This window comes from Alteromonas hispanica (assembly GCF_010500915.1).
In the GTDB taxonomy this organism is placed as follows: Bacteria; Pseudomonadota; Gammaproteobacteria; order Enterobacterales; family Alteromonadaceae; genus Alteromonas; species Alteromonas hispanica.
In genome coordinates, this window is record NZ_JAAAWP010000003.1 from 415,034 (window position 1) to 426,961 (window position 11,928).

At 43.7% G+C, this 11,928-nt stretch carries 13 protein-coding genes; 5 read left to right on the forward strand and 8 right to left on the reverse strand.

Annotation, left to right across the window (positions count from 1 at the left end; all coding sequences use genetic code 11):
* Positions 1–568: 568 nt before the first annotated feature.
* Positions 569–1,141 carry an outer membrane beta-barrel protein gene (locus GTW09_RS07245; protein ID WP_163111237.1) on the forward strand — a complete coding sequence of 191 codons (573 nt, stop codon included), beginning with the start codon at positions 569–571 and terminating at the stop codon, positions 1,139–1,141.
* Positions 1,142–1,230: 89 nt separating this feature from the next.
* Here GTW09_RS07245 and GTW09_RS07250 read toward each other — a convergent pair whose 3' ends face one another.
* The 4 genes from GTW09_RS07250 to GTW09_RS07265 are packed head-to-tail and all read right to left on the reverse strand — an operon-like array spanning position 1,231 to position 5,126.
* Positions 1,231–1,467, reverse strand: a complete 237-nt coding sequence (locus GTW09_RS07250) for a YheU family protein (RefSeq protein ID WP_163111239.1) — start codon at positions 1,465–1,467, stop codon at positions 1,231–1,233.
* Positions 1,468–1,503: 36 nt separating this feature from the next.
* On the reverse strand, positions 1,504–2,544 hold the full coding sequence (locus GTW09_RS07255; protein ID WP_163111241.1) for a hydrolase: 1,041 nt from the start codon (positions 2,542–2,544) through the stop codon (positions 1,504–1,506).
* A 55-nt stretch (positions 2,545–2,599) separates the two neighbouring features.
* Positions 2,600–3,199, reverse strand: coding sequence for a DUF2390 domain-containing protein (locus GTW09_RS07260; protein ID WP_203565659.1), 600 nt, complete (start codon positions 3,197–3,199; stop codon positions 2,600–2,602).
* Positions 3,180–5,126, reverse strand: coding sequence for an ATP-binding cassette domain-containing protein (locus tag GTW09_RS07265; protein ID WP_163111243.1), 1,947 nt, complete (start codon positions 5,124–5,126; stop codon positions 3,180–3,182). The genes GTW09_RS07260 and GTW09_RS07265 overlap by 20 nt, the downstream gene beginning before the upstream one ends.
* Positions 5,127–5,242: 116 nt before the next feature.
* Between GTW09_RS07265 and GTW09_RS07270 the strand changes: the two genes are divergently transcribed.
* Positions 5,243–5,449 carry a YheV family putative zinc ribbon protein gene (locus GTW09_RS07270; protein ID WP_163111244.1) on the forward strand — a complete coding sequence of 69 codons (207 nt, stop codon included), beginning with the start codon at positions 5,243–5,245 and terminating at the stop codon, positions 5,447–5,449.
* Positions 5,450–5,571: 122 nt separating this feature from the next.
* On the opposite strand, the gene GTW09_RS17450 is transcribed toward GTW09_RS07270, so the two are convergent.
* The 3 genes from GTW09_RS17450 to GTW09_RS07280 form a co-directional block, all read right to left on the reverse strand.
* Entirely contained in the window at positions 5,572–5,745 is a 174-nt protein-coding gene (locus GTW09_RS17450; RefSeq protein ID WP_198033578.1) for a hypothetical protein, read from the reverse strand.
* Between the two features lie 42 nt (positions 5,746–5,787).
* On the reverse strand, positions 5,788–5,979 hold the full coding sequence (locus GTW09_RS07275) for a SlyX family protein (protein ID WP_071981400.1): 192 nt from the start codon (positions 5,977–5,979) through the stop codon (positions 5,788–5,790).
* Positions 5,980–6,086: 107 nt separating this feature from the next.
* Positions 6,087–7,019: a WD40 repeat domain-containing protein gene (locus GTW09_RS07280; protein WP_083595414.1), complete on the reverse strand. Its 933-nt coding sequence runs from the start codon at positions 7,017–7,019 to the stop codon at positions 6,087–6,089.
* 198 nt (positions 7,020–7,217) lie between these two features.
* Between GTW09_RS07280 and fkpA the strand changes: the two genes are divergently transcribed.
* Positions 7,218–8,003: an FKBP-type peptidyl-prolyl cis-trans isomerase gene (fkpA, locus tag GTW09_RS07285; protein WP_163111246.1), complete on the forward strand. Its 786-nt coding sequence runs from the start codon at positions 7,218–7,220 to the stop codon at positions 8,001–8,003.
* A 324-nt stretch (positions 8,004–8,327) separates the two neighbouring features.
* Here the strand turns inward: fkpA and GTW09_RS07290 are convergent, their stop codons facing one another.
* On the reverse strand, positions 8,328–8,597 hold the full coding sequence (locus GTW09_RS07290) for a hypothetical protein (RefSeq protein ID WP_198033579.1): 270 nt from the start codon (positions 8,595–8,597) through the stop codon (positions 8,328–8,330).
* Between the two features lie 278 nt (positions 8,598–8,875).
* On the opposite strand from GTW09_RS07290, the gene greB reads away from it, so the two are divergent.
* Positions 8,876–9,361: a transcription elongation factor GreB gene (greB, locus tag GTW09_RS07295; protein WP_071980990.1), complete on the forward strand. Its 486-nt coding sequence runs from the start codon at positions 8,876–8,878 to the stop codon at positions 9,359–9,361.
* Positions 9,362–9,540: 179 nt separating this feature from the next.
* Positions 9,541–11,904 carry a Tex family protein gene (locus tag GTW09_RS07300; RefSeq protein WP_163111248.1) on the forward strand — a complete coding sequence of 788 codons (2,364 nt, stop codon included), beginning with the start codon at positions 9,541–9,543 and terminating at the stop codon, positions 11,902–11,904.
* Positions 11,905–11,928: the final 24 nt, after the last annotated feature.

The following is an 11,928-nucleotide window of genomic DNA, read 5'->3' on the forward strand; positions in this document are numbered from 1 at the left end:
CTTAAGCAGCAGAAAGGCGCTCTATTCCTTTCATCTAGATTTCGCAGCAAATAAAACTAAAAAAAGAAAATTGAAATATGAAAACTTCGCTGCGACTTCACAACATTGCGATAGCACTCGATGATAGGTGAGCAAAAGACGTTCCAACGCGTTCAAAAAAGAAGCCAAATAAAATAATCTCGTTAACTATCAATAAATTACCAATAAAATAAAAAGGGTTTTCTTTAAAATACTCGCAAATATCTAGCGTAAAACTGTACATACATTATCAACCCCCTTAAAAACTGTTGTTTTTTAGAGACACTTTTAATCTCTGTATTCATTTAGCCTCTCTATTTTTTCGAAATACTCCCCCGCCTGCAGATTTTCTTCCAGCACACTAAAAATATATTTATCAATATTTTCATAAACTTAAAGAAATCACAGCGATTGATATCAATTAAATGAGCGAGTTGGCAGAGGCTTTGCAAAAACAGTAGTAGTTCGAGTAATAGGACGAGGATGACAGGGCAGAACGCAGGAATTCAGGTTCGCTAGTTATCATCATTTTTTATTAAGGAGTTAACACATGAACAAAGCAATCACACTATTAACAGCGCTTACAGCTCCAATTGCCGCAGTTGTCGCTACAGTTGCACCAACTGCAGCTTTGGCCGATAAGCCAGATTGGCGTTATGTTGAAGGCGGCTATACAAAGCTAGATTTCGATAACAATGAATCTTTTGAGCCTGACGGCCTGACGATTAATGGAAAGTACTTACTTAACGCCAACTGGTATTTAAATGGCGAGTACAGCTTTTTTGAAGAAGGTAACTTCGACTTCGACATGCTCACTTTAGGTGGTGGGTACAGACTGCCAGTCAATGCTACGACCGACGCGTACTTTGGCGCAAACCTAGAGCGTGTTGATGGAGATTTTGACGACGAAACTGGCTACAGTATAAATGCTGGCCTTCGCTCAATGATTACAGAGCAAGTGGAACTAGCTGGTGAAGTGGGTTACTACGACGTTGACGACGGTGAACCCACTTTTAAAGTAGGCGCTAACTACTACATCACGCCCCAGTGGGCAGTAGGAGCAAGCTATAAGCTCATCGACGAGTTAGATATTATGCAAGTGACAGCTCGTTACGCGTTTTAAACCTCCCTCTCCTCAGGAAGGTGGCCGGGTTGCTCGACCCGGCTTTTTTTATCCGTTCAAATAATTTCACTGTACCTACTTCTGGCGCATCAACCCTGGCTGTCGTCTTCAGGTAAAATGTCTTCTTTTCTTTTTATGTCTACACTTTCGTGTAATTCAGAGTACACCAATACGGCTTCGCCAGTTTTTAAGCTATCAAGAACTTGCTGAACTTTTGTTTTAAAGTCAGTTTCTTGCTCACCGTAATCTGTACCCTCACGCAATACAAACGACTCTGCCAAACTGTAAACAGTATCAGGCTCTAACGCTTCAATAGGAATTAACATAACAGCTCCAAGGTGGCTATTTTCATCATAAAAATACTAACATCCGCTATTTGTATAACGGCAGTAGCTATTTATTGGAAGCACGTCGCTAACAAATTGCTTCACTCTCTCATGAAGCCAAACGCGGGGGTTAAAAATAGACCCCTGCATGAATCCCACATGGCCGCCGCGCTCACTCAGTTCAACCGTTACGCTTCTAGCGAGATCTTCTTCTTTTGGCACAACTAAGTGGTTCATAAAAGGGTCGTCTATGCTGTGTAAAACCAGCGTAGGGCAGTGAATAGCACTTAAAAAATGATAGGCGCTACATTTTTCATAGTAATCCTTCGCATCCTCAAAACCATGTAAAGGAGCAGTCACCTTTTCATCGAACTCGTTGAAGCTAGTCATGCTATCCACATCGTCTTTAGTAAGCTGAATGAGCTTCCGATAATCAATATATTCCATTTTTTTACGCAGTGTGCTTTTCATGCTGTTTAACAAATATTTTTGGTAAACCCGAGAAAAGCCGTGATTAATCGACTTTGCACACTCAGAAAGCTTAAGCGGCGAAGATATAGCAACCGCCGCTTGCAGCCATTTTTGCGCGGGGTTTTCCCCAAGCAGCTTCAATAGCATGTTGCCGCCTAAAGAAAAGCCAATGCCCACTTTGGGAACCCGTGGAAACTTATCGCTTAACCATTCGAGAAAAAAACTAGGATCGCCTGTTTCGCCGCTGTGGTAGGCACGAGGGTTGAGATTGGGTACACCGCTACAGCCGCGGTAATGCATCATGACAACTTGCCAGCCATTTACTGACAGATTTGCCATCATATCGTTAGCATAGTGAGACTTAATACTGCCTTCTAAACCATGAAAAAGAACGACAATACCTGATACCTCTTCAGGCTTTGGACCCCATGCAACATCGACAAAATCGTTATCGGGTAACGTGAGCCTTTCCATTTGATAAGAAAGAGGCATTCGCTTTTGAATAAACCGAGGCCATATAGTTTGCACATGGCGATTCTTCGCCCATTTAGGCACTGTAAAACTGCTCTTAATGATTTTTCCGTGTGCTTTCGCTAACTTACTCATTGCGGTTTCTTTTTATGTAATAGGTATAGTGTTGGATATTGAGAATACTCATTATTTACGGTAGCTGTGCGATTAACTGACTAACCAGACTGCGAGCTTCTTGATTCTCTCTCAACCCATAGGCATTGATGAGGGCAGCAACAGAGGCATTCAATACCTTCGATTTATCGCCAGACGGTGGTGCAGATATTCGGTGAACATCTAATTGACAAAAAGCTTTAACAATCGCCTCCTGTTGCTTTTTCTCAAGCTCTAATTCTTGCTCTTTTAGTGCCTCATAGTTTGCGGTACTTTTACCGGTACTTTTACCAGCACCATCTTCAGAATTGTGTTCGCCACCGCTTTGAGAAGTATCGGTTGAGGTTTGCGACAAATTTGAGCCTTTAGAAACCGGGCGAGCGGCTTTGCGCTTTTCTCTGTGTAACTTAAGTTGCACATCGCTATTTGCCGCGGCATCAATTACAGACTTTAACTGCATTAGGTTTATAACAGCGTTATTTTCCAAACACCAGCACACTAGTAATAGCACATTAACGTTAACCCCATGCTGGTCTTGCAGCAATAATGTTAGCGGCGCTACATCTCCTTTTGCATAGCGAGTAACGCTGTACTGCCAAAACTTTTCTTTATCAAGATTAACCATTTGCGATGTCATATGCCTCTCGCTGCTGCTCTATTTGCTCTTGCGCATCTAACCACGCCATTTCCTCTTCTTCTAAACGCTGTTTCAGCAGGGTCTGTTTGTCGAGCAACTGCATCAAATCAGATTTTCTGTCCTCACCATAAAGCGTGGTATCAGCAAGCGCCTCTTCAACATCAGCAAGTGACGCTGAATGAGACTCCATATTTTTTTCATGTTTTTCTACGGCACGCTTTAAGGGAGCGATCTGTTTTCTAAATTCAGCTTCTCTGCGCTTTTCTTCTTTGCGGTCAATTTTGCGTTCAGGTTTATCGCCATGCTCTCCCTGAATTTCATCTTTGGCATCTTGATTAGATTTTGCTTTTTCAGCAGCTTGCTGTTTTAAAATCCAGTCACGATAATCATCTAAGTCGCCAGTAAATGGCTCAACATAGCCTCTATCGACAAGATAAAAATCTTCACATACTGAAGATAATAGGAAACGGTCGTGAGAAACCAATACCATTGCACCTTCAAAACCTTGTAGCGCAATGTTTAGCGCATGGCGCATTTCTAAATCTAGGTGGTTAGTTGGTTCATCTAACAGCAGCAAGTTTGGCTTTTGATACACGATTAACGCTAATACAAGGCGCGCTTTTTCACCGCCCGACATAGGGGCAACAGGTGCGAGCGCTTCATCACCGTTAAAACCAAAGCCACCTAAGTAGTCCCGCAACTGCTGCTCAGTGGCCTTTTGATCTATTCGCTGCAAGTGCAAAATGGGAGTGGCATTGGCGTCGAGGGTCTCTAATTGATGCTGCGCGAAATAGCCAATTTTTAGCCCTTTAGCGGTATTGAAAATGCCGTTTTTAGGAGCGTGAACCCCTGCAAGCAGTTTTATCAGCGTCGATTTACCCTGCCCATTGCGCCCTAGTAAACCAATACGACTACCCGGAACTAGGTTGAGTTTAACCTGCTGTAATACCGTATGCTCGCCGTATCCTAGCTGCACTTTCTCCATTTGCACTAACGGGTTGGGTAAAGCAGACGGGGGAGCAAACGAAAAGCTAAATGGGCTAGCCATATGTGCAGGCAACAACGTTTCCATCTTTTCAAGCTGCTTAATTCGACTTTGGGCCTGCTTGGCTTTACTGGCTTTTGCTTTAAACCGCGTGATAAAGGAGTTCAGGTGAGCCACTTTCTGTTGCTGTTTATCATATTCAAGATTTTGAAGACGAATACGTTCAGCCCGCTGGGTTTCAAAGGCTGAATAATTACCCGTATAGGTGACTAGCTTCTGCTGCTCTACGCTAATAATTTGCGCAACTGTATTATCGATAAAGGCTTTGTCGTGTGAAATAAGAAGCAATGTTCCTGAGAAACGCTGAAGCCACTTTTCAAGCCAAATAACCGCGTCTAAATCTAAGTGGTTAGTTGGCTCATCGAGCAACAATAGATCTGATGGGCAAAGCAGTGCCTGCGCCAAGTTTAAACGCATACGCCAGCCACCAGAAAAGTCGGTGACAGGCGCGGTTAATTGAGAATTGGTAAAGCCTAAGCCCGATAGAATAGTGGCGGCTCTCGATTCAACATCATAGGCTCCAGCCTGTTCTAGTTGACCGTGAACTTGCCCAATTTGCACGCCGTCTTCTTCTTGTTCGGCAACACGTAACTTTTCTTGCAGCATGCGCAGATGCTTGTCGCCATCAATTACATAATCGATAGCTCTGCGATCGGTAGCAGGTGTTTCCTGAGCAACGCTAACAATTCGCCAATCGCTTGGTACGCTGCAATCGCCAGCATCCACTGTAAGTTCACTTCTCAACAAGGCAAATAAGGTCGACTTACCACAGCCATTGCCTCCTATTAACGCAACTTTATGACCAGGAAAAACCTGTGCAGATGCGTCTTCTAACAGCATTTTTCTGCCGCGCAATAGCGATACATTCGAGAGCTTTATCATGACTTACCTTCGCTGGGAAACTTCGGGCGCGTATAATAGCAAAAACTTAAAGTAAAAGCTGATCAACGCATGGTCTTTGGCGGTATAATAAGGGCAATGCATTAAAAGGTATAGATATGTCAAAATCATCAAGACGCCGTTTTGTCGCAGGCGCAACGTGCCCAAAGTGCCAAGAACTGGACACGATTTCATTGTACTATGAGAACAATGTGGAAAAATTAGAGTGTGTAGCCTGTGGTTACAACGAAGCGCAAACTGATGAGAAAGTCAGTGCAGTGACGCGCGAAAGCGAAAACGTTATCGGGATTTTCAAGCCTCACTAGTTTACGTTTACGCTTTCTGAAGTATGGATATTATTGGCGGTGGGGCGCACCAAGCTCATTAGTTGATCTGTCTGATTATATTTTTGTCCGGTGCTGTTATCCGTTGGTTTTATCCGGTGGTGTTATATGGTACAGCTGTCGCCGCAATCATTCGCTCCATCACGCATTCCCTCTACCGCTTGCTTTTCTTGCTGGTCTTTTTTGGCCTGGTTTTCAGCCACTGACTTTTCAACTGAATCAAAGTCGATGTTATCGAGTGAATCTATATCAAATGAATCTGTATCTAAATCGCTCATTGATTAGCTCTCTTAAATAGTAATTTCAAAAAATGCCTTACATTAAAAATGAGGCGGCGGCGTTTCTTCAGACTCTTTAGCCATGTTAGATGGCTCTATAGACTTCACCCTATCCACTACATGACGCAATTTAAATGATATATCGTCCATCTGTTTTTGTTGAGAAGACAACGCATCATTTAGCGAATCAATAGTGTATTCCTGAAACGCCACTTTGGTCTGCAGCTCTTCTATACTCTCTAGAGCATCTTTAAGCTGCTCTTGTAGCTCTAATACTTGGCTATCTTTTTTAGTCTCTTCGGCGCTGCGATTCTTAGACATTTATTATATTAATCCCACTGCTAATTTTCTCTAGCCCATACTTCCGCCAGGCCACTACTGCTTTCAGTCACTATATTACCATTGGGCAAGAACCCAACGCCATAAACAACTGCTGTTGGTGGTGATATTGTCTCGCGAGAGGCCACTTGAATAGATTGCAATTGGTCACCTGTGCCAATGTCCCAAAGGTACACCTTTCTAGACGGCGATCCGGTAAGTAAATACTTACCGTCTTTGGAAAACTCAACATCGGTGAATATTCTCTGCCGCGAAATGAATTTTAAACTGCTAACAGGCTCACCTGACTGAACATTCCAAATTTGGGATTTGCTTTGGCTATCCGCTGTAAATGCAAACCTTCCTTGATCGTCTAGTGCGACTTTGGTGACTCGCGAGGGGTGGGTAAAGGTGTGAATAATTTGGCCCGTCTCTGTACTCCAAAGATAAGCGATATAGTCATTTCCCCCCGACAGCGCAAACTTACCGTTGGGGGAAATATCAATTGAATTTACTTTTTCTTGGTGACCGAGAAACTCAAGGCGCCGCTGGGTAACGGGCTCGAAAAACATGATAGTGCCGCTAGAGCGAGCAACCAGTACCCCTCTACCGTTATTTGCCACAGCAACATCTCTAATATTTGATTCATCTATCCGCCAAAAGCCTTCCGGATCACCCGTTTGCATGTTCCATAAGGCGAATGCTTCTCTGTCGGCCGTTACCACGTATTGTTTGTCTGCACTTATATGAACAGAAACCACCAGATTATTACCTTCTCCCTGATGGCCCCACCGATACAAAGGCTCATTCTCTCCAATACGCCAGACATTTATGCCATTATTAATTCCCGACACCACGGCGATGGTCCCATCTGAAGAAATGTCTGCCGCATAAGCACCTTCTTCAACATGACGCCACTGCTTTATTGGCGTAGTATCAGGGACTGAACACCCTATGGATCCGCAAAAAAGTGGAACGAGTAACAATAATCTCGGGAACATTTTGAACCTAAACATAATCAAATGGGTTTCGCTTTGTAAACGCTACGTTTAACATAGCACGGATTACGCATCTTAAACTATTGTGCAAACTGCCTTAGATGCAGCAGTATAGATACAGAAGCATGATGATAAAAATTAATGGAGACGTTTTTTATGCAGAAGTCGCTCGTTGCCCTATCAACAATAGCTGCGCTTGGTTTATTCGCTTGCCAGCCAAATACTTCAGATGAGGCTACTACTACCAGCGCAGAGAGCGCAGACACATCGACTGTTGCGGCAGAAGAAATGACCGATACGCAAAAGCAAGCTTATGCGATGGGGGCAAGTATGGGCTTATTTGTTACCAATCGAGCTCAACAACAAGAGCAACTTGGCTTGGCATTAGATCAAGAAGCGCTTAAACAAGGCTTTACTGACGGCTTGAACGACACGTTGAAATTCACCCCAGAGCAGATTCAACAAATTGCTCAACAAGGCGAAGAAATGCTGCGTGCAAAGCAACAAGAAATGGCAGCGCAAGCAGCTGAGAAGAACATTGAAGCGGGCGAAGCATATCTTGCAGAAAACGCAGAGCGTGAAGGCGTCACAACAACTGAGTCAGGCCTTCAGTATGAAGTACTTGAAGAAGGCGAAGGCGCAAGCCCAGCCGCTACTGACATGGTTAAAGTACACTATCGCGGTACGTTACTAGACGGCACTGTGTTCGACTCTTCATACGATAGAGGCGAGCCTGCAGAGTTTCCATTGAACCGTGTTATTCCTGGCTGGACTGAAGGCGTTCAGTTAATGAAGGAAGGCGCAAAGTATCGCTTCCACATTCCGTCTGACCTTGCTTATGGTGAGCGTGCAACAGGTGCAATTACACCAAATTCTACGCTAATTTTTGACGTGGAGTTGCTTGAAGTCACCACCCCGGCAACAGAAGCTCCTACTGAGTAGTAACTCGATAAGCAAAATACTGCGGTAACACATGGGCTAACTTACCCTTAGTAAAGCGGTATTTCTGAAGCTACAAAGAGAAAGCCGGCGCACCACGCGCCGGCTTTTTGTTTTTGTGAATTTGGCTATCTCCGTGCCTACCTTTTCCAATGAGCAAGTGGTGTTCAACCACGTTGTTATCCAAATAGTAAAATGGATATTTCAATGTGCTAGGTGCCTCGAATCACTCTTTAACTATAGTACAAAACGGTGATTTGTCATGGTTTACCAGGTGTCCGCTTGTAACGTTTTCGCCTAAAACAAAGCCGTTTAGACCTTTTTGTTTTAACGCTTAGGTCCCCGTCTACGCTCAGTAACAACGTTAAATGTAGCGAAGTGCCTTAATACCGACTGGCCAATTTTATAAAAAGCTGCACCTACAATGAGATAACAGACGGTTTGTAGACTTTGCAGGCGCACCACCATGTCCAGAAGTGCATAAAAGAGTAAAAGGCCGCCGGTTAACAGCACCACAAACCCAATGATTGTGCCGCTTACATTAACAGGGTCGTGTACTGCTTTTTGACGATACAACATGGACAGTTTATTTTGCATAACACAGCCTTGCGGTTTAACCGCGCTTGAATTGTTCACTTTTTATACTGCGACAACAATAAAAAAGATTAGGTTCAGTAAAAGGACGAGGTTTATTTCCCTAATAAGCTCTCAAAAAACGGTAATACGCAGGAGTCTCTACATTTGTGATTGGGTTTTCTATAATTACCCACATACACTACAAGAGTAATGCGCGTTAACCTTTTCTGTACACTTTTACGGTAAAGCTGAAAACGCGATAGTGACAACTTCATCTTTTTACTTACTAACGGAATATTGTGAAAACACCACTTATCACTCGAAAAGGCTATACCAAACTTAGAAAAGAACTGGATTTTTTGTGGCGTGAGGAAAGGCCTGAAATAACTCGAAAAGTGACATGGGCAGCAAGCCTCGGCGATCGCAGCGAAAATGCTGACTACCAATATAATAAGAAAAAGCTTAGGGAAATAGACCGCCGAGTACGTTACTTAAGAAAGTGCCTAGAAAACCTCAAGGTGGTTGACTACGATCCTCAGCAAGAGGGAAAAGTATTTTTTGGAGCTTGGGTAGAAATAGAGAATGAGGCCGGCGAAGTCATGGAGCTTCGACTCACAGGCTACGACGAAATATTCGGTCGCAAAGATTACATTTCTATTGATTCCCCAATGGCTAGAGCATTATTAGGCAAAGAAGAAGACGACGAATTTGTAGTGAAAACTGAAACCGATATTAAAGAATGGTGGATAAATAAAATTTGGTATGACCCGACCGATAAAATTTAACAGGGTAAATGCAAAATATCTCCACAAAGAGGGGGTTGAGACGACTTTCAGCAAGGTGCGGTGCTATACTCGCCAACAGAATATTCGTCATACTTATTTTCACTAAAGACCTGACGTATAAAACGACATAGGTTATTTCGCTTTTGCCAAAAGCGCTTCATTAGAAATTTAGGCCACATATGATAATCAACAAAATTGCTGAAGAACTCTCAGTAAAAGCTTCTCAGGTAAATGCTGCAGTAAAACTTCTCGACGAGGGCGCAACGGTGCCTTTCATCGCACGGTATAGAAAAGAGGCTACTGAAGGGCTTGATGACACACAGCTTAGAAATTTAGAGCAGCGTCTTACCTACCTTCGCGAGTTAGAAGAACGCCGAGACGTCATTCTCCGCTCGATAGACGAGCAAGGTAAACTGACTAGCGAACTTAAGTCCAGTATCAATCAAGCAGATAGCAAAACAACGTTAGAAGACTTGTACCTTCCGTTCAAACCCAGACGCCGAACCAAAGGTCAAATTGCTATAGAGGCGGGATTAGAACCATTAGCTGATACTTTGTTCAACCAACCAAATACAGCCGTTGAAGAAGCCGCTGGTGAATTTGTAAACGCAGAAAAAGGTATTGCTGACACCAAAGCTGCTTTAGAAGGGGCACGCTTTATCCTGATGGAGCGCTTTGCAGAAGATGCTTCGCTGTTGGGTAAAATTCGCGACTACTTAATCAATAACGCACATATAAAAAGCGTTGTAGCCCCAGGTAAAGAGCAAGAAGCGAGCAAATATAAAGACTATTTTTCTCACAGTGAAAAATACAAGAACACGCCTTCTCACCGAGCGCTTGCCATGTTTAGAGGCCGTAACGAAGGTTTGCTGCACATCCAAATTGACGCCGACCCGCAACAGGAAGAGAAAGGACCATCTCACTGCGAGCACATTATTGCTTCGCATTACTCCATTGCGCACCAAGGGCGCCCAGCAGACGATTTCTTAGCACAAGTAGTTCAGTGGACATGGAAGATTAAAATTGGTCTTCACATGGAAACAGAATTGTTCAGCGCACTGCGAGAAAGAGCAGAAAAAGAGGCAATTGAAGTATTTGCTAAAAACCTCAACGACCTGTTGATGGCTGCTCCTGCTGGCGCAAAAACCACCATGGGACTGGATCCCGGTTTACGTACGGGTGTAAAAGTAGCCATTGTAGACAGCACTGGCAAAGTTGTGGCAACAAATACAATATTTCCTCATGCCCCACAAAACCAATGGGATAAATCTAGTCGTACCCTAGCCACTTTGTGTAAACAATATAAAGTTGATCTCATCAGCATTGGCAATGGAACCGGCTCGCGAGAAACCGATAAGCTTGTTGGTGAAGTACTGAAAAATAACAGTGATATTAACGCACAAAAGATAATGGTAAGTGAGGCTGGGGCATCAGTGTACTCTGCGTCTGAACTTGCCTCTAAAGAACTTCCCACGCTAGATGTTTCTATTCGCGGAGCAGTTTCTATTGCCCGTCGTCTTCAAGACCCTCTTGCTGAACTTGTTAAAATTGAGCCAAAAGCCATTGGCGTAGGCCAATATCAACACGATGTAAGCCAAAGCCAACTTGGCAAATCGTTAGACAGAGTTATTGAAGACTGCGTAAACGCCGTAGGTGTAGATGTAAACACTGCATCTCCTGCACTACTTAGCTATGTATCGGGCTTAAATAAAACCTTAGCCCACAACATTGTTAAACTGCGCGATAGCAAGGGAGCATTTTCAAACCGCAAGGCATTGTTAGATGTAGAGCGTTTAGGCCCTAAAGCATTTGAGCAAGCGGCTGGTTTTTTGAGAATTGTAAATGGTACAAATCCACTTGATGCTTCGTCTGTACACCCTGAAGCTTATCCTGTGGTAGATAAAATAGTAGACACCACTGCTGTTGCCGTTAACGATATTATTGGGAACACCGAGCTATTAAAAAGTCTATCTCCAGACACCTTTACTAGCGACGACTTTGGTATTCCAACAGTTAAGGACATATTTAAGGAACTGGAAAAGCCCGGCCGAGATCCTCGCCCAGAGTTCAAAACAGCATCTTTCAAAGAAGGCGTAGAAACTATCAATGACCTAAAATTAGGAATGATTTTAGAAGGGGTGGTAAGTAACGTCGCCAATTTTGGTGCCTTTGTCGATGTGGGCGTTCATCAAGACGGTTTGGTGCATATCTCGGCACTGACAGACAAGTTTATTTCCGACCCCCGTGAAGTGGTAAAAGCGGGCGATATCGTTAAAGTTAAAGTGATGGACGTAGATGTTGCCCGTAAACGTATTTCGTTCACCATGCGCCTAGATGACACACCGCAATCTGCAAGCGCAGGCACTCAATCTTCACCTAGGTCTGACAGAGACGGTAGGGGCAAGCAAAATAAAACGCCGCGTTCACACCAGGGTGCAGGTAGAGGCAATCAAAGAAATAGCCAAAATCACAGTGCAAAGCAACCGCAAAATAGCGCAATGGGAAATGCATTTGCCGATGCTCTAGCAAAAGCGAAAAAATAAGGCGAAAAGGTGAGGGGACAGGCA

Coding starts and splice junctions, on each gene's coding strand:
- GTW09_RS07245 (WP_163111237.1), top strand. CDS start 569: ATGAACAAAGCAATCACACTATTAACAGCGCTTACAGCTCCAATTGCC.
- GTW09_RS07250 (WP_163111239.1), bottom strand. CDS start 1,467: ATGTTAATTCCTATTGAAGCGTTAGAGCCTGATACTGTTTACAGTTTG.
- GTW09_RS07255 (WP_163111241.1), bottom strand. CDS start 2,544: ATGAGTAAGTTAGCGAAAGCACACGGAAAAATCATTAAGAGCAGTTTT.
- GTW09_RS07260 (WP_203565659.1), bottom strand. CDS start 3,199: ATGACATCGCAAATGGTTAATCTTGATAAAGAAAAGTTTTGGCAGTAC.
- GTW09_RS07265 (WP_163111243.1), bottom strand. CDS start 5,126: ATGATAAAGCTCTCGAATGTATCGCTATTGCGCGGCAGAAAAATGCTG.
- GTW09_RS07270 (WP_163111244.1), top strand. CDS start 5,243: ATGTCAAAATCATCAAGACGCCGTTTTGTCGCAGGCGCAACGTGCCCA.
- GTW09_RS17450 (WP_198033578.1), bottom strand. CDS start 5,745: ATGAGCGATTTAGATACAGATTCATTTGATATAGATTCACTCGATAAC.
- fkpA (WP_163111246.1), top strand. CDS start 7,218: ATGCAGAAGTCGCTCGTTGCCCTATCAACAATAGCTGCGCTTGGTTTA.
- GTW09_RS07290 (WP_198033579.1), bottom strand. CDS start 8,597: ATGCAAAATAAACTGTCCATGTTGTATCGTCAAAAAGCAGTACACGAC.
- GTW09_RS07300 (WP_163111248.1), top strand. CDS start 9,541: ATGATAATCAACAAAATTGCTGAAGAACTCTCAGTAAAAGCTTCTCAG.